The 20,057-nt window shown below is 36.5% G+C and carries 21 protein-coding genes; 2 read left to right on the top strand and 19 right to left on the bottom strand.

Annotated features, from left to right (window positions below):
- Position 1: 1 nt before the first annotated feature.
- The 6 genes from CBF30_RS00520 to CBF30_RS00495 form a co-directional block, all read right to left on the bottom strand.
- Entirely contained in the window at positions 2-412 is a 411-nt protein-coding gene (locus CBF30_RS00520) for a hypothetical protein (RefSeq protein ID WP_126821689.1), read from the bottom strand.
- A gap of 126 nt (positions 413-538) precedes the next feature.
- Positions 539-1,678 carry a hypothetical protein gene (locus CBF30_RS00515; RefSeq protein ID WP_126821687.1) on the bottom strand — a complete coding sequence of 380 codons (1,140 nt, stop codon included), beginning with the start codon at positions 1,676-1,678 and terminating at the stop codon, positions 539-541.
- A gap of 140 nt (positions 1,679-1,818) precedes the next feature.
- Positions 1,819-2,373, bottom strand: coding sequence for a cysteine hydrolase family protein (locus tag CBF30_RS00510; RefSeq protein ID WP_126821685.1), 555 nt, complete (start codon positions 2,371-2,373; stop codon positions 1,819-1,821).
- Between the two features lie 20 nt (positions 2,374-2,393).
- Positions 2,394-3,083, bottom strand: coding sequence for a 5'-methylthioadenosine/adenosylhomocysteine nucleosidase (locus CBF30_RS00505; RefSeq protein WP_126821683.1), 690 nt, complete (start codon positions 3,081-3,083; stop codon positions 2,394-2,396).
- Between the two features lie 21 nt (positions 3,084-3,104).
- A complete protein-coding gene (macP, locus tag CBF30_RS00500; RefSeq protein WP_126821681.1) occupies positions 3,105-3,413 on the bottom strand; it encodes a cell wall synthase accessory phosphoprotein MacP in 309 nt (102 codons plus the stop codon).
- Between the two features lie 13 nt (positions 3,414-3,426).
- A complete protein-coding gene (locus tag CBF30_RS00495; protein WP_126821679.1) occupies positions 3,427-3,987 on the bottom strand; it encodes an NUDIX hydrolase in 561 nt (186 codons plus the stop codon).
- A 183-nt stretch (positions 3,988-4,170) separates the two neighbouring features.
- On the opposite strand from CBF30_RS00495, the gene CBF30_RS00490 reads away from it, so the two are divergent.
- Both CBF30_RS00490 and CBF30_RS00485 read left to right on the top strand, forming a co-directional pair.
- Positions 4,171-4,779 (top strand): 5-bromo-4-chloroindolyl phosphate hydrolysis family protein, encoded by a 609-nt coding sequence (locus tag CBF30_RS00490; protein ID WP_126821677.1) that lies wholly within the window; start codon positions 4,171-4,173, stop codon positions 4,777-4,779.
- Positions 4,772-5,950 carry a toxic anion resistance protein gene (locus CBF30_RS00485; protein ID WP_126821675.1) on the top strand — a complete coding sequence of 393 codons (1,179 nt, stop codon included), beginning with the start codon at positions 4,772-4,774 and terminating at the stop codon, positions 5,948-5,950. Before CBF30_RS00490 ends, CBF30_RS00485 begins: the two co-directional genes overlap by 8 nt.
- Before the next feature lie 94 nt (positions 5,951-6,044).
- Here CBF30_RS00485 and CBF30_RS00480 read toward each other — a convergent pair whose 3' ends face one another.
- The 13 genes from CBF30_RS00480 to dnaX form a co-directional block, all read right to left on the bottom strand.
- Positions 6,045-7,568: an ATP-binding cassette domain-containing protein gene (locus CBF30_RS00480; protein WP_126821673.1), complete on the bottom strand. Its 1,524-nt coding sequence runs from the start codon at positions 7,566-7,568 to the stop codon at positions 6,045-6,047.
- 253 nt (positions 7,569-7,821) lie between these two features.
- Entirely contained in the window at positions 7,822-10,038 is a 2,217-nt protein-coding gene (locus tag CBF30_RS00475) for a putative mucin/carbohydrate-binding domain-containing protein (RefSeq protein WP_126821671.1), read from the bottom strand.
- A gap of 179 nt (positions 10,039-10,217) precedes the next feature.
- Positions 10,218-11,330 (bottom strand): DNA polymerase IV, encoded by a 1,113-nt coding sequence (gene dinB / locus CBF30_RS00470; protein ID WP_126821669.1) that lies wholly within the window; start codon positions 11,328-11,330, stop codon positions 10,218-10,220.
- A 136-nt stretch (positions 11,331-11,466) separates the two neighbouring features.
- Positions 11,467-12,690, bottom strand: a complete 1,224-nt coding sequence (locus tag CBF30_RS00465; protein ID WP_126821667.1) for an ammonium transporter — start codon at positions 12,688-12,690, stop codon at positions 11,467-11,469.
- Positions 12,691-12,841: 151 nt separating this feature from the next.
- The gene (gene rsmI, locus CBF30_RS00460; RefSeq protein ID WP_126821665.1) at positions 12,842-13,729 is read right to left on the bottom strand and encodes a 16S rRNA (cytidine(1402)-2'-O)-methyltransferase; all 888 of its coding nucleotides are present in this window, start codon (positions 13,727-13,729) and stop codon (positions 12,842-12,844) included.
- Between the two features lie 87 nt (positions 13,730-13,816).
- Positions 13,817-14,158, bottom strand: coding sequence for a DNA replication initiation control protein YabA (locus CBF30_RS00455; protein WP_126821663.1), 342 nt, complete (start codon positions 14,156-14,158; stop codon positions 13,817-13,819).
- Positions 14,151-15,011 (bottom strand): PSP1 domain-containing protein, encoded by an 861-nt coding sequence (locus tag CBF30_RS00450; protein ID WP_126821661.1) that lies wholly within the window; start codon positions 15,009-15,011, stop codon positions 14,151-14,153. Before CBF30_RS00450 ends, CBF30_RS00455 begins: the two co-directional genes overlap by 8 nt.
- 24 nt (positions 15,012-15,035) lie before the next feature.
- On the bottom strand, positions 15,036-16,010 hold the full coding sequence (holB, locus tag CBF30_RS00445; protein WP_245974980.1) for a DNA polymerase III subunit delta': 975 nt from the start codon (positions 16,008-16,010) through the stop codon (positions 15,036-15,038).
- Between the two features lie 12 nt (positions 16,011-16,022).
- A complete protein-coding gene (locus CBF30_RS00440) occupies positions 16,023-16,352 on the bottom strand; it encodes a cyclic-di-AMP receptor (RefSeq protein ID WP_126821659.1) in 330 nt (109 codons plus the stop codon).
- A gap of 22 nt (positions 16,353-16,374) precedes the next feature.
- Positions 16,375-17,019 (bottom strand): dTMP kinase, encoded by a 645-nt coding sequence (tmk, locus tag CBF30_RS00435; RefSeq protein WP_126823694.1) that lies wholly within the window; start codon positions 17,017-17,019, stop codon positions 16,375-16,377.
- A 45-nt stretch (positions 17,020-17,064) separates the two neighbouring features.
- Positions 17,065-17,661, bottom strand: coding sequence for a recombination mediator RecR (recR, locus tag CBF30_RS00430; RefSeq protein WP_126821657.1), 597 nt, complete (start codon positions 17,659-17,661; stop codon positions 17,065-17,067).
- Between the two features lie 171 nt (positions 17,662-17,832).
- Positions 17,833-18,147 carry a YbaB/EbfC family nucleoid-associated protein gene (locus tag CBF30_RS00425; RefSeq protein ID WP_126821655.1) on the bottom strand — a complete coding sequence of 105 codons (315 nt, stop codon included), beginning with the start codon at positions 18,145-18,147 and terminating at the stop codon, positions 17,833-17,835.
- Positions 18,148-18,173: 26 nt separating this feature from the next.
- Positions 18,174-19,937 carry a DNA polymerase III subunit gamma/tau gene (dnaX, locus tag CBF30_RS00420; protein ID WP_126821653.1) on the bottom strand — a complete coding sequence of 588 codons (1,764 nt, stop codon included), beginning with the start codon at positions 19,935-19,937 and terminating at the stop codon, positions 18,174-18,176.
- Positions 19,938-20,057 lie beyond the last annotated feature (120 nt).

Genomic DNA, 20,057 nt, shown 5'->3' with positions numbered 1-20,057 from the left:
CTTATGATTTCTCGACAAACTCTTCTCGCTGACTAAGTGTTTTCAAATTTTCTTTATGCCATTTTACTGGTGTTAGCTTTGAGATATTCATTTTTAATTCAAGACAATCCTTTGAATCTTTTGCAATTGGTAAATTTGTTTGAACCTGTAACTCAGCATTCATTAATTTTGTATGTATCACGGTGGATACAATCTGTTTTCGCTCAATTAACAAGGGATCTGTAAACACCCCGTACTGTTGATTGTACCTCGCTGCAAAAAAGAATGATTCGCCCAAGTAAAGGCAACTCATCACAGGCGTTGCATGGACAATATTCACTGAAATTAAGCTTTTTCCTAGCTCAAAATGGTGTCCATTCGCGTTTTTATTAAGATACTTTCCAAATTCTTTTTCTGATAACATCAAACTCATTGATTCAGCCTCCTCATTAATTCAAAAGCAGTTACTCGTAACCGTTTTCAATTTCTCCTACAACAAAACTAGTTTTTTAGCGATACCGAGCGGATAGATTGGAACAAGTCCAACCTATCGCCCTTATTAAAGGGACTCACAGAACGCTTTAAATTGAACTTTTCCTTGAGTACTTTGGTCAAAAGCTGAAATGTGCTTTGCTTCATCTATTTCACAAGGATTTCTCAATAACCATTGTTTATCTTGATAATAAATTGGTAGTTCCAGATTGTCGCAAGCTTTAAGGATGAAACAATCTACTTCAAAAAAATTATGGTTTTTACGAGCAACTGGCAGAACTATTAGTTTTTGCTTATGACATTTTTTAAGTAATAACATGAGTGCAGATGCCAATTCTTTACGATTTTCACCTTGCATTCGTACCGCAGAAACAGGCCATTTTAATATCCCAGCAATAATTTTAGGATATTTTTTCAAAGAAAACAATGTTTCAAACGTCGTCTTTTCAATTGGCAATCCTCTTTTGCCTCCTTCAAAATGTGCGTGACTCAAAGAGGATTTTGGGTTGGGATTCTCTGAAAATGCAAAAGCTCCGGCAAAATAATGAGGAAAAATCTCCACAATTTGCAACAACTGATCTAACGTTTTTTGCTTCATATCAAGCGGTTGATGTTTCTCCGCTACAAACAAACAATGTTCTAAAAATTGTGGGTGCTCCTTATAATAAAATCCCCATGAGGAACCCTCTAGATTCATACGAATCATTCGATGCTGAACTTTGGCAGGTAACTGTTCATTGCCTATGTAGCCTTCATTTGTAAAACAAACAGGACACTTTGGATATGCATTGTCCTGTTTCCATTCAATCGGTGCAACAGATTCCGTTACGCTTTTTACGGAAGCATTTTGGCAGCATAAATGATAAAAATAATGTGTTGCATCTTCTGGACTTTTGGTATAAATTTTTGAAAATAAAGCATTGATTACAGAAGTAGGTGGTGTAAGTAAATCCATCAGCTTGGAAGATAGTACTTCTTTGTCTTTTGATTGATTTTCAATTAGTTTATTTTCCAGTGCTTCTTCCACCAGTTTTTCTACTAAAGCATTCGCACTTGGCAGATTCTCTCTTGGCACACATGGAACAAAATATTTTGTCCCAATCAATGCCAAAACTCTGTTTTGAATATATAATCGATCCATTTCCATGAAGCCATCATTTTTTATTGCTAAAGTCGCAAAATCTGTGACTACTTGATTAATACTCATTGCGTTCTCCCCCTCTTTTTATCCTTATCGCCACTTGGGTGAGTTTGATACCATTTCAACATATCAGATATAATTTTATCTAGAACTTTTTATAAAAAAACTATAAGCGATTGTTTCTATAAAATTTATTTTTTTTAAGCTTATTGTTGCGAACAAATCTTAGCACCCAAAGTAGTAACAAAATGATTCAGTGCCCACGCATGTCCTGTTGCATTAAAACTAGCTACTGCATCCTCATGAATCACAATCTTATAGCCTAGATTATAAGCATCCACTGCTGTATGTAAGACACAAATATCTGTACAGACACCCGTCAAATGTAGCTCTGTGATGTTTCTTTCACGTAGCCTGATATCCAAATCCGTACCGCTAAATGCTGAATAGTGGCGCTTATCCATCCAATATACCTGTGCATTTTCTTGATTTTCTTGATACACGTTTTCCAGTTCTCCATATAGCTTCCTGCCAGGAGTCCCTATGAGATTATGTGGAGGAAACAACTTGTTTTCAGGATGCCAGTGATCTAAAGCATCATGCGCATCAATAGCAAAAACCACAAAATCTTGGTTTTGGATAAACAACTTGGTTAGCGCAACTATTGCTGGTTCTATTTTTTGCCCAGGTTCCCCAGTTGTCAATGCTCCGTTTGGGGCAACAAAATCATTGGTATAATCGATAGAAAGTAGTGCTTTCATACTATCTCACCTTTCATTCTTTATAATTCTTTGACCAGAGCTAAAACCATTTCTGCTGATTTTTTGCCTGCTTCTAAGATAAAGTCATCAAAATTAACACTCGCTTCATCATTTCCATTGTCACTCATAGCTCTTATGACCACAAATGGTACTTCAAAGCGATAAGCTACCTGAGCAATCGCGGTCCCTTCCATCTCATTTGCAAGTACCTCAGGAAAATGACTTTTAATTTGATTAATTTGATCTTGACTGTGGACAAATTCATCTCCCGAAACAATCAATCCCACTTTGGCATTTAGCTTACTTTTAATAGAAGCTGTCTGAGCTTTTTGAATCAATTTTTCATCTGCTTCATAATACAGCGGCATCCCAGCCATTTGACCATAGTCATAACCAAATGCTGTCACGTCTACATCATGATAAGCTAACTTACTTGAAATCACGACATCTCCAATCGCTAAACCTGAGCCGATTCCACCAGCAGAACCAGTATTAATCACAGCCTCTACTTGATAATGGCTAACTAATAAAGTCGTCGTAACTGCTGCAAGAACTTTGCCGATTCCACATTGGACCAAGACAATTTCATGCCCAGAAAATTGACCAGAGTAAAAAGTAGCCCCCGCTTCTTGCCATTCTTCGCAATTTGTTAGACTTTTTTTTAACACTTTTAATTCTTCCGGCATGGCACCAATAATTCCAATTTTCATCTCATTTTCCTCACTTATCTCTTAAAAATTAAATACTGCATAAAATAAAACCGCCAGTAACACGATTACTAACAAAATCGCCTTATTGAGTGAATTACTACGCTCTTTTACTTTGCTATTTTCAATCCTTCTACTTCTCGTTATGGGCTGTTTCTCTTTGGTTGTTGGTTTTCGCAGATTGAAAAAAGATTCTTTAGAAACAGTAGACTCTCTTTGTAAAGACTCATGACTGTCCGCTACTTCCTCTTGAAAATCATTACGTTTTTTTGGGTTGTCTTGTTCTCTTAACTTTCTAAGCTCCGTACGCGTAATCAAAGGTTTTTTTGGCATTGCTTAATCTCCTTTAAAACTTATCTCTTCTTTTTAAAGTTTGCATTTCCCAATATTGCACTGCAAATAAAGTTTTGGCATCGCATATATCACCAGATTGTACGGCTGCTTTCGCTTCAGCTAAATCTAGAAAAACCAAATCCAAAAACTCATCTTCATCTTTTGGTAACGGATTTTCCACTTTTTTTAAATTTTTTGCCTCGTATATATACATTGTTTCATTGCAAAAGCCAGGCGAAAGAACCATAGATTGAACCAATGTCCAGTTCTCAGCTTGATAGTTTGTTTCTTCTTCTAATTCACGTTTTGCCGTATGTAGCGGCTCTTGCTCTCCAAGTTCAATTTTTCCAGCAGGAATTTCCAGAATTTCACGTTCAATCGGCTTTCGAAACTGACGAACAAAAATCATGTTTCCCTCTGCTGTGAAACAAATAATTCCCACTCCTCCTTTATGAAAGACTAGCTCGCGTTTTGCTTTATTGCCATCTGGCAAACGGACATCATCGACACAAACTTGAATAATCTGACCGTTAAACATTTCTTTGCGATTTAAGGTTTTTTCTTCATATTTCATATTTTTTTCCTTTCTAACACCTAACTTACTTAATAATACCGTTGTCCTAGCATTTTTTCAATTTATTCTACTAAATACCAATAAAATTATACAAACAAGAATGAAATCAAACTTCCGACTGATATCTTTTTCATTGAATTATGCTACAATACACTCATAATAAAAAAATTGGAGGAAGCATTCATGGATACTCTGCTTAAATTATTAGTAGCATTTCTTGTTATTCTACTACTATTAAAGCTACTAAAAAAAACAACTCATTTCCGCTCAAAAAAACATAGTCAACAATTACCAAAAATTTCTGAAAATAAATCACAACACTATCATGATTTTGGCATGACGGATCAAGAAATCAATTTTTTTAGAGAAACAATGTCCACTGCGAAAGATCAAATTGAGGAATTGACTACGTATACACACGAATTATCCAAGTTGCAAGCAATTAACTTGCGGCATGATACGCTAAATGTAGCAAGAGCCATGTTTAAAGCACTTGTTGCAGAACCCACTCGTTTACACTTGGCAGATCAATTTTTATACACAGATCTCCCAAGCTTAGTCGAGCTATCTGAAAAATATATCCAAGTCAATCAACACGAAATCAAAAATAGAGAAACCTATGCGAAATTAGAAGAAAGCGCTCAAGCCATTGATACACTCTCTAAAAAGATTGTCACAGACTACGAGCACTTCGTTGCTGAGGACTTAGAAGATTTAGAAATTGAAATTGCTTATGCAAAGCAACACACAAAAAAAGAGCCCGATTTTAAGGAGGAAATAAAGCATGACTGAAGAACAAAAAACAGCCTCTAAACCTGAAGGAACTAGTACATTAGATGACTTATTGAGTAATCCCTTTGAAACTGGCGTTACGCCATCTACTCCCCTTACTGAAAATAAAGTTGAAATGAATCGTCTAATAGACAAACTTCCTATAGAAAGACAAAACCAAGCAAGGGAGCTGGCAAACCAAATTGATGTTAAAGATTCCCAATCTGTTATCAGCTACGGTAATGCTGCACAACAAAAACTCGGAGAATTTTCACACTCCATGCTCAATCATGTTCAAACACAAGATGTTGGACCAATCGGGGACTCTCTGAGTGATTTGATGTATCGTTTAAACGAAGCAAACCCTAGTGAATTACAAGCCGAAGAAGGAAACTTATTCAAACGAATGTTTGGCAAAGTCAAACAATCCATTTATGAAGTAACCGCTAAATACCAAAAAATAGGCGCACAAATCGATAAAATAGCAATCAAATTAGACAAAGAAAAAAACGGCTTACTTGAAGACAATTTGATGTTAGAACAGTTATACGCTAAGAACAAAGATTACTTTGATGCACTCAATATCTATATTGCTGCCGGAGAGCTAAAGTTAGAAGAACTTAATACGCAACTCATTCCCGATGCGACTACTCTTGCACAAAAAACGAATGACCAAATGGACGTTCAAATAGTAAATGATTTACAACAATTTGCAGAACGTCTTGATAAGCGAACTCACGATTTGCGTTTAGCTAGACAGATTACTATCCAACAAGCACCTCAAATTCGTTTGATTCAAAATACCAATCAAGCATTGGCTGAAAAAATTCAGGCATCCATCACGACTGCGATTCCACTTTGGAAAAACCAAGTAGCGATTGCCCTTACCTTATTACGTCAGAAAGATGCTGTTACCGCTCAAAGGCAAGTTTCTGAAACCACAAACGAATTACTCAAGAAAAATTCAGAAATGCTTAAAGTTTCTGCAATTGAAACAGCTAGAGAAAATGAACGAGGAGTAGTGGATATCGAAACTTTACAACAAACACAAAATGACTTGATTGAAACGATCCAAGAGACACTAAAAATTCAACAAGAAGGCAAAGAAAAACGCCGTTCTGCCGAGTTAGAACTGCATAATATGGAGAGCGACTTGAAAGATAAGTTGATGGACCTAACACAAAAAAAATAAACGAATACGCAGAAAAAAGAGTGGTTATACCGCTTTTTTTTCTGCGTAGATTTTTTTCAAAGCCTATCTAGCTATTTTTTAACAAGTGAAAGCTTTATTTTTGTATTTTTTCTATCTGCTTATCCAATTTCTCAATCTCTTCCATAGGAATTTCAGAATTTTGCAAGAGTAAATCTCTTTGGATAAGTAGATTTGACAGACTAGTATTAGGCGTGCATGCTCTTTGTTTTTCTATATCAGTTAATTCTTGGTTCTGAATCGTCCAAGACTTCATTTTGCATCTCTTAGCTAAGTGTACGTCATGGCTAACCAGTAAAATACTCCCAGGATAATTCAGTAAAAATTTTTCAAAGACTTTGATTGTCTTAATATCCAAAAAATTGGTTGGTTCATCTAAGAGCAGCAGCGTATGATTTTGCAATAAAACCTTTGCTAAGCCAATTCTAGTCCTTTCTCCCCCACTAAACCTTTTGACTGGTTTTTGAAAATCAGCTTTTAAAAAGCCTAAGCCAGAGAGTAAATCAATCACAAAATCATTTTGTTGATTGGAGTAAGGGAGGATGTTTTGTAACATCGTTTTATCCAAATCTAGATCTTGGGAATTTTGTGTAAATAAGCCAATGGAAAGTTTTTTAGAAATAAAAGAAATAGTCGGCAATTGCAGCTGCGAAAGGGCATTTAAAAAAGATGACTTACCGCTGCCATTAGCTCCTCCTAATAAGATATGTTCGCCAAATTTAATTTTAAGTTCTGGGTAATGGAACAATTTCTGACTAAATGGACAAAAATCGGCTTCCTCCAAACGGATTAATGTATTTTTCTTTAGGTCAAAATCCTTATCATACCTAAAAACAAACTGCTTTGGTGGTGTAAACTTTTTTGGCTTTTCCATTTTAGCTAGCCGTTTTTGCAGCGCATTAGCAGAGCTGTCCATTGATTTTTGATGACGGTCATACTTTCCAAGACGAGCATTTACTTTCCAATCAGAAGCAGAAACACTTTTTTTCTTTTTTACCATTGTTTCTGCTTTTTGTTTCCTTTTTTTAATTTCAACTTCTATTTTTTTGACTTTTTTTTCATATTCTTTATTGAGCAAGATTAAACGATCACGTGTTTGTTCTTGATGATACTCAAATTCAGAATAAGTACCACCAAAATTTGTAATTTTTCTATTCTCAATACAAAAAATCTGCTTGGCAATAGCATTCATAAAAAAACGATCATGGCTGACAACAATAAACCCACCTCTAAATTTTAATAGTTGATCAATTAGCCATGAAATATTACCTTGATCCAGACAACTGGTCGGTTCATCTAATAAAAGAAAGCCCTTGTCTTGGCAAAACAACTCTTCTAGTTCCTTTTTTACTTCTTGACCTCCACTTAATTGGGATATTTGTGGCTGTTGAGGTAAATATCCAATCTCTATGGTCCTGTTTTGAGTAATGGCTGCACTCTTTCGTTTTCCAGCTAATAACTTTAAAAGTGTACTTTTTCCACAACCATTTTCTCCAATTAAAGCGATTCGATCGGTACTTTGAATCGTTAGATGTTGAATTGAAAACAGCTCTTTTTCGCCTAAGAATTGAGATAAATCATGAATATTGAATAATTCCATTTAAATCCCCCTATGCTTAAAAAAATTCTAATACATTACTTTCGTTATATTATTTTCATACCATTATCTTTACCTCATCAAAGCTGTTTATATTCTAACCATACTGAATATCCATACTTTGCCTGTCTGTTTTATGTATATATCATACCTTTATTTATTTTCACATTCAATACATATATCACGAAATATATATATTAATTTAATAAAAAAGTTAAGAAAGATTTATCCAACTTTTCTTAACTTTTTTATCTTTTTATTGAAATAAAGGATGATATTCATTCATAAGTTGACTTTTTACTGGTTCTTCTAATCTATTGATAGCATGGTATAATTGCTTTTTGTCTATAGATTCAGCAAAGGGAATGGTCTTTTTTTCATCGTCAGCAAGCAAGTCCATGCCCAAATCATCAATTTTAGCTCTTAATTCTTTTTGTGGATCATTTTTTAACGTTTGATTTTGTAGTCCCCATTTTGTAACAAGCCACCGATTGGTCTTTTGAGTATTGTCTATGATTGGCTCATCCGAACGCAAGCGATTTTTGACCTCTGCATGATAGATTTCCAGAACATAGCCTTCTTTTAACACCAACTCTTCTGCTCCTACAGATGCGTTTGTTCCTTCAAGTGATTTCTCGTAGATTAAATTGCCGCTTGTATCTTTAATCGTTACTTTTGAATAAAGCTTTCCTGAAAAGTAACTATGGGGGGTGCTCTTTGTCACAGAAAAAGTGGCCGTTTCACGATTTAAATCAGTTTTGAAAGAAGCAAACTCCGCATTAGATAGCCCTAATAAATGGATAGTTTGATTGAGCAACTCAATAGAGGTCATTTTTTTCATCGGAATGGTTTGCTGGTTTGCTGATTCTTTTACATATACATAAAAATTTCCAGGTAAATAATCTTTCATCTTTTCTCCTGAGTAACTCAAACGATACACACCATTCGGGATGTTTTCAAAGGAAACTTTTCCTCCCTGAATCGTTTGTTCTGAAAGAATATCCGCTCCATCTGCTAGCGCTACTTTTATACCGTCTAGACTACCTAATTCTTCTGAATTGAAACGAATGATCACATTTCCTTTAAGTCCTAGCGAAGCAATTTCTTTTGTTTGAACCATTTCAAAATTAGAATTAATTAGAATCTCTGAATCTAAAAGTTCATGTGCTCTTTCAAGTTCTTTTTCAGGTACAACATCGGCCAAAAATGCTACTGCAGGATACTGATGGTTTCTGTTTTTTTGATCTTGATCCTCTTTTAGTGTAAGGCCTATTCGTTCAAGTGCTGGAGTAAAATCTTGTTGGCTATTTTCACTATAATAATGATTGATTAGTTCTGGTAATGGATAGTTATGTTTATTAAAATTTGGTTCATTCACAAGTTTTCTATAACCTTGGTACATTTTTGTAAAAGCCTCATCTCCAGCTTTTTGTTTTAACATTGTGAGCAAGATTAGTTTTTCACGTAAATCAGCTTGGTTATAGCCCCCAGCATCTATGACCATTTTTTGATAAAGATTTTTTTCTACCCCAGCTTTTTTCCCATAATTGAACAACCAGCCAATTTTATCCGCTTGCTTGCCATAATATTTGTATTGATACTGCACCCCAAATAGGTTATTCGAAACTTCTTCTGTGTACATTCCCACACCATCAAAGCCTGCTTGATAGCCATGACCAATCTCATGCAACGTTGCCCAACTGTTTTTAGTCAACCACATGTTGGCTGTTCCATAACTATTTGCCGTCCAATTGTTTCCATAATATGCTCCACCAGCCCCGTGAGCATCAGCCTTGAGAAAATAACGGTTTGAACCATTTACATTTTCTACAGATGACTCATCAAATCCAGCTATTTCATTATATAGAGAAAAAATTTCTCCGTAATATTCAATCAATTCATCCAGTGAGTTATACTCTTTCAAGTGACGAGCTAATTCCTTATCACGCTTTGGTAGGAATAATTGAAAATCCTTGCCCTTAATTAATGCAAATTCACCATCATACATATCCCATTGTGAAAAAAACTCTTGTTCATTTTCTTGATAGTTGTATACAGCTAATGGTTTTGGCGCATCATCTTCCAGTATCTCATATTCTATCTGGGCTTGGTTGTCACCATACGGAGTATCTACAAATGGAACGAGTGATACCTCTCCGCTAATCTGGGTCCATTCAGAACCCACTTGAACAGATTTTTCAGTCTGAGAATCATTACCCAATAATCTTACCGTCAATTTTGCTTGAAATTCAGGATTGACTTGTCTGACTTTTAAAATAGACTTTTCTTTTAAAATAAACCCTAACTCTTGTCGATCATGGTATTTTCCTTTACTCATTCCTGAATTGAAAATCCATGTAGGTTGAGTCAGACTTAGAATTTCTTTTCTCTCTACTTCACTTGCCTCACTCTTTCCACTTCCTAAAAGTAACCCTATACCCATTAAACAAAACAACAACAAACTTTTTTTCATTTCTTCATCTCCTTTTTAAAACATACCTTATTTTAACACGAGAAGTATTTTTTACAAAATAAAAAGAAAAATAAGCTTTTACCATGATTATTATATTTCAAAAAAATTTCAAAATAGAACTGTTTATTGATTTTTCAAAAATAAAAAAACGTCACACATGACGTTTTAAAATGTGCCCATCATACAGGCAAACGAATGTTTTCGTAAGTCAATGGGTCTAACGTTGTCATTGTCACACCGAGCAAGCGAATCCCAACAGTCAGCTCGCCAAACTCTTCCCACAACAATTGCGCTTGAAAAAAGATTTCTTCTTTTTGATGGATATACTCAGGAAGTGTTTTTCTTTTTGTAATCGTTTGAAACTCACCATCTCTCACTTTGAGTACAATCGTTTTTCCGTGTTTTTGGTAACGAAGCAAGGAAGCTGCCACACTTGCAGAGAGCGCTCTTAATTGCGCCGTAACCTCTTGATCGGTTGTCAGTAGCTGACCATAGGTGTTTTCTCGCCCCATCGATTTCCGTTCTCTTTGATTTTCTACAGGAGAATCATGAATTCCTCTGACTTTTCTGTACAAAGAATACCCCATTTTACCAAACTGACGGATCAAGTCCATTTCTTTTTGCTCGTACAAATCAGCACCAGTAAAAATACCAAGTTCATGCATTTTTGGTACCGTTTTTTTTCCGACCCCATGAAATTTTTCAATGGGCAACTTCTTTAAAAATTCTTCTGCATCATCTGGTAATACAACTGTCATTCCTCTTGGCTTTTCAAAGTCCGAAGCCAGCTTGGCAATAAATTTATTGTAGCTCACCCCAGCGGAACAGGTTAGATGTAACTCGTGCCAAATGTCGAATTGAATCATCTTTGCAATCTTGATGGCACTTTTACTCCCTATTTTATTTGTAGTCACATCCAAATACGCTTCATCCAAAGCAACTGGCTCAATCATTTCAGTATATCTTTGAAAAATTTCTCTGATTTGCTCAGACACTTCCCGATAATAGGCATAATTCCCTTGGACAAACTGAGCTTTTGGACAGCGTTCATAAGCTTCTTGTGCGCTCATCGCAGAATGAATGCCAAACTTTCTCGCCTCATAATTAGCCGTTGAAACTACACCTTTTCCCCCTGTTTCTTTTGGGTGTTTGGCAATAACGACTGGTTTCCCAACTAGCGCTGGATTTTCCCGTTCTTCGACAGAAGCAAAAAAAGCATCCATATCCACATGAATAATTTTTCTTGATGTATTTTTTTTCAGCGGAAATCTGAGATCAGTTTGCTTTTCCATCTGTCTTCACCTCATTATAAGTATAATACGAACGTACATTCTTATCAAGTGATTTATTTCAGTACACTCCATAAAAAAAGCCTTTTGAAGACGATTCCTGTTTTCTCGTCACCAAAAAGCTGTTTTTTCTATTATTTTATTTGGTTTCTTGACTAAAATAAGCAACTTCACCATGTTCTGAGATATCTAATCCAATGGCCTCTTCTGCTTCTGTGACACGGATAGGCATAAATCGTTTGATCAATTGAATAATCACAAAACTGGCAATACTAGCTAAAGCAATCGTAAAAAGAATACTTTCTAGCTGTGCCACAAACAAATGACCTCCACCATATAATAAACCTTCATATCCACCGACCTTTTTTTGTGCAAAGATTCCCGTCGCAATGCCACCAAAGATTCCTCCAACGCCGTGACATCCAAAAGCATCTAAAGCATCGTCAAAACCAAGTCTTTCTTTCAGAACATTGATCACATAATAACAGATTGGGCTGACCAGTGCGCCAATCACAAAAGAACTCCAAAGTGGAACAAAGCCTGCGCCGGGGGTAATGGCTACAAGTCCAACAACTGCGCCAGTACAAGCCCCTACAATGGTCACTTTTTTATTGAGTATACTTTCAATTGCCATCCAAGAAAGCATAGCTGTGGCTGCGGCCGTATTGGTTGTCAGCAACGCATGTACTGCTTGAGCATTTGCTCCTAGTGCACTCCCCGCATTAAACCCAAACCAGCCAAACCACAGAACTCCTGCTCCCAAAACAACAAACGGAATATTATGTGGGATATTTTCTACCTCTTTTTGTTTCAAACGTTTCCCTAGAACCAACGCTAAAATCAGTCCAGAAACGCCAGAACTAATATGTACCACATTTCCTCCAGCAAAATCAATAGAACCAATCTGAGCTAAGAATCCTCCCCCCCATACCATATGGGCTAAGGGATAATAAACAAAGACAGACCAACATGCAATAAATATAAAAATAGCCGAAAATTTCATTCTTCCAACCACAGACCCTGTCAAAATAGCAGCTGTAATCAAAGCAAACATCATTTGGAATCCACCGAACAGTCCTTCTGGAATAGTCGCATTTTTGTCTAAGCCACTGCTGAGCGAAACATTCTCAAAAAATACTTTACTGAAATTTCCAATCCATTTTCCATCACCACTAAAAGAAAGAGTATAACCTATACCAATCCATAGAACAGATGCTAAACCTAACACAAAAATCGACATCAGCATGGTATTTAGGATGTTTTTTCTTTTTTCCAATCCTCCGTAAAAAAAAGCCAATCCTGGAGTCATTAAAAATACCAACGTACAACAAATTAAAATAAACGCACTATCTCCTGAATTCATAAGCAAAACTCCCTTCAAAAAATCAATAACTAACCTTCATGTTATATATTCTAACATTAAACACCAGGTATTTCTATCTATTTTTTAACATTATTAAAAATAAAGCAAAAAAATAGGATAACACTTGTTCAAAGTGTTAATCCTATACCAATTATTGATGAAACGCTTTGTATACTTCTTGTTTTTTCATTTCTCGCTGCTTTGCAACTTTTTTAATTGCTTCATTTGTGCTAATCTCTTCAGTTTCTACAATGAAATCAACATGCTCAACAATTGAAAATTCTCCCCATGAAGCAATTTCTTGTTCTTTTTGACTGTCTATTTCTTCTTTAGAAATTCCTTCAAGCAGAAGGCAACATTCACCTTTCAATTCATTTTCTTGTAGATAACTTAAAATTTCCGATACCGTCCCACGAAGGTATTCCTCATGAATTTTGGTTAATTCTCTGCAAATAACAACTTGTCTTTTTGAACCAAAAACCTCTTGGAACATCATCATTGTCTGCTTAACACGGTACGGTGACTCGTAAAATATCATGGCCTCTTGACGACTAAGATAGTCCTGCAAGAATTTCTTTTGCTCATTTTTCTTTCTTGGCAAGAAGCCTAGGAATATAAATGGTTGAACTACCAAACCAGAAGCAATCAAAGCAGTTAATCCAGCAGTAGGTCCTGGTAGCGATACAACCGGAATTTCTTCTGCAATACAAGCTTTTACCAAATCCATACCTGGGTCACTGACACAAGGCATGCCTGCATCGCTCACTTGTCCGATACTCTCTCCCCTGTTGAGCTGCTCAATTAGTTTTGGAATTCTTTCTTGATAATTATGTTCATGAAAGCTTATTTGTGGTGTTTGTATCTCAAAATGATTTAAAAGTTTTTGTGTATTTCGAGTATCTTCACTTGCTATTAGTGTCACTTCTTTTAACATGCGAATAGAGCGAAAACTCATGTCTTCCAAATTTCCTATGGGAGTAGGGATCAAGTACAGTGTTCCCTTGATTTGTTCTTTATCAAAACTTTTTTGCTTTTGCATTTTTATTCTCCTTACAAAAAAGGGCGAGAGAACTCAGCAAGAGTTTCTTCTCGACCACACTTAATGGATCCTTCTTTTGGCAACTAACTATTTACGTTCCCCGTAAATAACATCTAAACAAAAAGCACATTCTTCGTTGTTCTCTCTACGTGAGCCATAGTAAACATTGCAGACGTGAAAGCCTTCTTCATACAACTTTTCCAAGTTCATTCTAGACTTAGAAAGTTCTTGTTTACTGGAGCTACTCATATTTTGCGTCGCTTCAAGCTCAAATAATCGTTCCCGCAGATGTTTATTCTCTATTTCCAAACTGACATTTGTTTCCATCAGTTCAGCCATTGTTTCCTTCATCCCAGATAAGCGATAAGAAAATTGTTTAATCTCGGCTTCTAGGTGATCAAATTCATCATATAAAGTTCTTTTATCCATGAGAATCTTCCTTTTCGTTTTTACCTGTTGTTTTACTTCGGCCATTTTTCGTTTTTAAAATTTGCAATTCTGCATTATCATAGTCTAACGGCGTCAAACGATCGAATAGTTTGACTTTGATAACACGGCTTAACAAATTTAACCCAATGACTTTTCCCTTTCCATCTGGCGTTAGGACTTCTGTACCATAGTCTGGAAGTTCTTTTTTTGCTTCTTCATACTGATCATTTTCATACTGTAAACAACACATCAAACGGCCACACAACCCAGAAATTTTGGTTGGATTTAATGATAAATTTTGGTCTTTTGCCATCTTAATTGATACCGGGACAAAATCTCCTAAAAAAGTTGAACAGCACAACTGTCTACCACAAGGACCGATTCCACCCAAAATCTTCGCTTCATCTCTGACGCCAATCTGACGCAATTCAATTCTTGTCTTGAAAATAGCGGCCAAATCTTTTACTAACTCACGGAAATCAATCCGACCATCAGCTGTAAAATAAAAAATCAGTTTGCTGCGGTCAAATGTATATTCTACTTTGATGAGTTTCATTTCTAGATGATGCTTATGAATCATCTTTTTGCCGACAACAAAAGCTTCTCTTGCATCTTCAGAATTTTTCTGTTCTTTTTTTAAATCTTCATGCGTTGCTTCGCTCAATATAGGCTTTATTTCCTCAGGGAGATCTTCTGGTTCAAATTCTTTTTTAGGAATTGCAACCTCAGCAATCTGTTTACATTGTTGTGTTTCGACTAACACTTTTTGCTTATATGAATACTCTTTTTTTCCAGGAGTAAAATAATAAATGTGTCCAGCAGATTTAAAGCGTACACCCACAACTTCTATCACAGTCTTCTCTCCTTTATTGCCCTACTAGTTATTCTTAATCAGTCGCCATGCTAGTTGCTCACACACATTTTGGAAGCCAACATTTCGATCTAATTTTTTTCGACTAGATAATAGTTCTTCCACACTAGTCAATAGCTGTATTTGTGTAAGTTTCTTTTGTTTTTTTGGTTGTAATAAAGCTACGTCTTCATTTGTAGCTTCTTCAAATAACATATCACGATACCGAATCAATAGCAACTCAAATAATAACTGTTGCTGCGGTTTTTCTTTAAAGGTTTTGATTAACTGCTTTTGAACATAGATAAACGCTAAGTCGTCACATTCAATTAAATAATCAAACCACTGCTTTGAAACACCTCTAGCCTCTTCAAACCATGCATCTTTAGCATAGTTTTGCGCTTCTTCTAAACTATTCGTCAACTTAGAAAGAAGTACCGCTACCCCTTTAGAAACGTGCTCTGCTATTAGCGCTTCTTGCACATAATGTTTTGGTAATGGCTGAAAAGACAAAATTTGGCAACGTGACTGAATTGTCGGTAAAATACGTGCTTTATTTTTGGTCAAAAGAAAGACATGCATTTGACCCTCAGGTTCTTCCAAAAACTTAAGTAAACTATTCGCTGCATTGGTCGTCATTTTGTCTGCATCTTCAACAATCATGACTTTTTTATTGGTTTCTACACCACTCTTATTGAACGCTGCTTTCATTTCTCTAATTTGGTCGACCTTAATCGTTTGACCATCAGGTACAACCGTTAAGACATCAGGATGATTGCCAGATTCAATCCGAGTGCAATTTGTACATTTCATACAAGGACACTTATCTGGTAGGCTTGAAAGACAAAAGATTGCTTGTGCCATCCAACGTGCCAGCTCTTTTTTTCCCGTCCCTTGTTCTCCTTCAAAAAGATAGGCATGACCGATCCGTTGGTCTTTCAAGCTCTTTTTTAATTGAGTAAAGACACGAGGCTGTAGCTTTCCAAAATCCATTCTATCCATCTGCTTACTATCTTAAAATTGATGGAAACTATCGACTGGCATCACAAATACCGTAGCTCCACCTACTTGAACCTCAATTGGATAAGGCATATGACTGTCAACAGAAATATCTAAACTAACAGGAGTCGTGACAAACTGCTCTCTTGATTGACAAATATTTTTAATGATTTCAAGCACCTCATTAATTCGTTCATCTTCTATTCCAATAATAAATGTTGTATTTCCCGATTTTAAAAATCCACCAGTTGTTGATAATTTTGTTGCACGAACATTGGCGTCAACAAACTCGTTTGACAAACGGTTGCTATCTTTATCTTGAACAATCGCTAAAATTAGTTTCATTTTTTTCACCTTTCTTCTACCCTCATGCAAAATAATCGGGATATTTTTTTATGATACTATCATAACATGATTGAACCACTTGGTCTAAGGAAACATGCGCATCAATCGTAATTATTCGTTCTGGGTGTTCGGACGCAAGTACTAAATATTCTTTTTGTACTCGTTTGTGGAAGGATGGTTTTTCAATATCCAAGCGATCTTGTTCCGCTACTTTTCTTCCTTTTTTGATTCTGCCTAATCCCGTATCAGAGTCTACATTTAGATATAGGGTTGTACCGGGTTGGACTCCTTGCGTTGCAAACTCATTAATTTTGGCAACCTCTTCTACTCCGATTTTTCTTCCTGCACCTTGATAAGCAAGAGAACTATCGACAAAACGGTCACACAACACAATATTTCCTTGATGCAATGCTGGTAAAATTTTTTGAATAAGATGTTGCCTTCTAGCCGCAGCATAGAGCAATGCCTCTGTTCGAATATCCATATCGGTATTTTTAGGATCCAAAATCAGCTGGCGAATTTTTTCAGCAATTTCAATTCCACCAGGTTCCCTTGTTACGACAATTTCTACCTTGGATTTTTCCTTTAGTAAAGGGACTAACTGCTGAATGACACTCGTTTTGCCTGCTCCATCTGGCCCTTCTAATGTAATAAAGATTCCTTGCACGATTTTCATTCCTCCATTGCTTATTCCATACTTTTGACTACTAGCCTATAGTTCACGTCTACCCTCAACTGCTTTAAGTAAGGTCACTTCGTCCGCATATTCTATATCACTACCAACTGAAAGACCATGAGCTAGACGCGTGACCTTGATTCCTGCTGGCTTAATTAAACGGGAAAGATACATTGCTGTTGCTTCGCCCTCGGTTGTTGCATTAGTTGCAATAATCACTTCTTTAACCTTGGCATCATGAAGTCGATTAATTAACGAAGCAATGTTTATATCATCTGGTCCTGTCCCGTCCATTGGAGACAAAACACCATGCAACACGTGATACAAGCCTTGATACTCTCGCATTTTTTCAAGAGCCATCACGTCTTTTGTTTCTTCGACTACCAAAATAACACTTTTATCTCTTGTATTATCCGCACAAATCTCGCAGGGGTCTTCTTCTGTTATATTCCCGCAGATACTACAATAATGTAAGTCTCTTTTGACACTGATTAAAGACTTAGCAAAAGTGGTTACATCATCTTCATTCATTTCTATTGTATAAAAAGCCAATCGAGCGGCTGTTTTAGCACCAATTCCTGGTAACTTCATATAGCTCTCAATTAGTTTTGCAATCGGAGCTGGGTACTGCATCTCTTGTCCTTCTTTCCATAAACTATTCTTTCATTATAATCCTTCATATTTTACCATATTCCCTCTAAAAATAGCATTTTTGCTTTTTCTACTCTTAAATTTCACATAAAAAAGCGGAACAACCGTAAAAATCACATTGTTCCACTTTCCTTACGTTATAGGTGGTTTTTTCTATAATCCTGGAATCCCTTTTGCATATTTTCCCATTGTTGCTTCTGTCTCTTTTGAAATTTTAGCTAATGCATCATTCACTGCAACAATCATTAAGTCTTGGAGCATATCTGGATCTTCTGGATCAATCAACTCTGGCTTAATGACCAAGTCTGTCATTTTTTTATCTCCTGTAAATGTGGCTGTTACGAGACCATTGCTCGCTTCCCCTGTAAACTCTTTGGCGTTTAGAGTAGCTTGTGCCGCCTCCATTTCCTTTTGCATCTTTTGAACTTGTTTCATCATTCCTTGCATATTTCCCATTCCACGCATCATAATAGTTTATTCTCCTTTAAATTTTATTAATCATCCAATACTTCCACACTGTTTTGGCCAAAGAGATTGACTGCTTCTTCGACCACATGCCTTGATTCTTCTTGCACAGTTTGTTCTTGTGTATTTTCTTCTGGTACAGTTGTATATTGAATTGATTTATCTGATTGATTTTGGCTTAAAAATTCCTTTCTCAGCCCACCCCAGGACTCGCTTGGAATACAAACAATCGCTGGCGTATAGTGTGCAAGCTTTTCAAGCGCAGCTTGCAATGAATCTTGTAATTCTGTATCCTCCGAAGCCCGTTGGCACAAAATTTCATAATCAAACGACACCACCATCCCATTCGGACTTGCAGCGACAACATCACTTGCTTTTAACACCGCTCGTTGCGTGACCAAAAGCAAATCAAGCACATCTTCCCAAACCTCTTTCACCTTGATTAAATGCTCTCTTGTTGCTTGTGATAGAACCTGATAGACACGCTCTTTTGGCACTCTATATTTTTGTATAGTCGCTTTTTTACTGTGTGGTTGACTTTGATTAGACGTTGGAGCAGCACCCGTACTCGCTACTCCTTGTTCTTTTAAGTGCTTAACCTCTGCTGCTAATTTTTGAATCGTCTGTTGTAACTCCAAAATTTCTTGAGAGACATGCTCACTTTCAGTGCTTGCCACCTGTTTATCTGATAGCTGTAACGTAGACGCCGCTTTTGTCCCAGTAGCGAGTTTGACTGTGGCAACCTCTAAATAAATATTGGGATGGTTACTAAATTTCAATTCTCCTTGTGTTTCATTTAAAATATTAATAAAGTGATAAATGGTTTCAACTGGCATAGTTTTGGCCAAAATTTGAAACTTTTCAGTGGTTTGTCCTGATTTTTCTTCAAGCAATTTAGGTGCTTGTTGGAACATCAATAAATCACGACAGTACAGCAATAAGTCCTCTAAAAACCGACTACCTTCTTTTCCTTCATTTAATAAGACCTCTAGAACTTCTAAAGCTTGCTCAACACTTCCATCCACGCAACATTCAAGATAATGATCCATCATCTCGTGTGTCAAACTTCCCGTTACTTGCATGGCACTTGAGACCGTTAAGCCTTCTTCACTAAACGAGATTCCTTGGTCCAAAATGCTCAGTGCATCGCGCATTCCACCCTCAGCAGCTCGAGCAATCACATACAACGCCTGATCCTCGTACTTAATCTTTAATTCTTCTAGTATAAAGCGCATATGTTCGACAATATCTTGAGTAGCTATTCGTCTAAAATCGAAACGCTGTGTTCTAGAAATAATCGTCGCTGGAATTTTATGTGGTTCAGTTGTGGCTAATATAAAAATCACATTTTTGGGTGGTTCTTCTAGCGTCTTTAGTAACGCATTAAATGCCCCAGTAGAAAGCATATGAACCTCATCAATAATATAGACTTTATAGTCTGCTTGTGTCGGTGCATATTTGACCTTTTCACGAATATCACGAATTTCTTCTACTCCGTTATTACTTGCCGCATCAATCTCAATCACATCGCTACAGCTACCCTCAGTAATAGAGCGGCATATCTCACACTCGTTACATGGTTCCCCATCAACTGCATGATGGCAATTGACAGCCTTGGCAAAAATTTTTGCCGCGCTTGTCTTCCCTGTTCCTCTAGGTCCTGTGAATAGATAGGCATGAGAAATTTTTTGTTGAACAATTGCATTTTTCAAAGTTTGCGTGACCGTTTTTTGTCCAACAACATCCCCAAAACGTTGGGAACGCCATACTCGGTATAACGCTTGATAAGCCATATCCATTCTCCTCTTCTCAGAAATCTATCTTCTATATTATAAGGGATTTCTGTTAAAATTACCACCTCGTTTCCAATTCCTCTATCTTCTTTTTTCTCATGCTTAAGACTGATTATTGGC

The sequence above is a fragment of the Vagococcus entomophilus genome (assembly GCF_003987595.1).
GTDB lineage: Bacteria > Bacillota > Bacilli > Lactobacillales > Vagococcaceae > Vagococcus_E > Vagococcus_E entomophilus.
The sequence above is the reverse complement of the archived record's forward strand: the minus strand, read 5'-3'. Positions and strand labels throughout refer to the sequence as shown.

Bases quoted from the DNA above. Each gene is read 5' to 3' on its own strand.
- CBF30_RS00465 (WP_126821667.1), bottom strand. From the start codon at position 12,690: ATGAATTCAGGAGATAGTGCGTTTATTTTAATTTGTTGTACGTTGGTA.
- CBF30_RS00495 (WP_126821679.1), bottom strand. From the start codon at position 3,987: ATGAAATATGAAGAAAAAACCTTAAATCGCAAAGAAATGTTTAACGGT.
- dnaX (WP_126821653.1), bottom strand. From the start codon at position 19,937: ATGGCTTATCAAGCGTTATACCGAGTATGGCGTTCCCAACGTTTTGGG.
- rsmI (WP_126821665.1), bottom strand. From the start codon at position 13,729: ATGCAAAAGCAAAAAAGTTTTGATAAAGAACAAATCAAGGGAACACTG.
- CBF30_RS00425 (WP_126821655.1), bottom strand. From the start codon at position 18,147: ATGATGCGTGGAATGGGAAATATGCAAGGAATGATGAAACAAGTTCAA.
- CBF30_RS00485 (WP_126821675.1), top strand. From the start codon at position 4,772: ATGACTGAAGAACAAAAAACAGCCTCTAAACCTGAAGGAACTAGTACA.
- CBF30_RS00505 (WP_126821683.1), bottom strand. From the start codon at position 3,083: ATGAAAATTGGAATTATTGGTGCCATGCCGGAAGAATTAAAAGTGTTA.
- CBF30_RS00510 (WP_126821685.1), bottom strand. From the start codon at position 2,373: ATGAAAGCACTACTTTCTATCGATTATACCAATGATTTTGTTGCCCCA.
- CBF30_RS00520 (WP_126821689.1), bottom strand. From the start codon at position 412: ATGAGTTTGATGTTATCAGAAAAAGAATTTGGAAAGTATCTTAATAAA.
- CBF30_RS00440 (WP_126821659.1), bottom strand. From the start codon at position 16,352: ATGAAACTAATTTTAGCGATTGTTCAAGATAAAGATAGCAACCGTTTG.
- recR (WP_126821657.1), bottom strand. From the start codon at position 17,661: ATGCAGTACCCAGCTCCGATTGCAAAACTAATTGAGAGCTATATGAAG.
- holB (WP_245974980.1), bottom strand. From the start codon at position 16,010: ATGGATAGAATGGATTTTGGAAAGCTACAGCCTCGTGTCTTTACTCAA.
- dinB (WP_126821669.1), bottom strand. From the start codon at position 11,330: ATGGAAAAGCAAACTGATCTCAGATTTCCGCTGAAAAAAAATACATCA.
- macP (WP_126821681.1), bottom strand. From the start codon at position 3,413: ATGCCAAAAAAACCTTTGATTACGCGTACGGAGCTTAGAAAGTTAAGA.
- CBF30_RS00480 (WP_126821673.1), bottom strand. From the start codon at position 7,568: ATGGAATTATTCAATATTCATGATTTATCTCAATTCTTAGGCGAAAAA.
- CBF30_RS00515 (WP_126821687.1), bottom strand. From the start codon at position 1,678: ATGAGTATTAATCAAGTAGTCACAGATTTTGCGACTTTAGCAATAAAA.
- CBF30_RS00490 (WP_126821677.1), top strand. From the start codon at position 4,171: ATGGATACTCTGCTTAAATTATTAGTAGCATTTCTTGTTATTCTACTA.
- CBF30_RS00475 (WP_126821671.1), bottom strand. From the start codon at position 10,038: ATGAAAAAAAGTTTGTTGTTGTTTTGTTTAATGGGTATAGGGTTACTT.
- CBF30_RS00455 (WP_126821663.1), bottom strand. From the start codon at position 14,158: ATGGATAAAAGAACTTTATATGATGAATTTGATCACCTAGAAGCCGAG.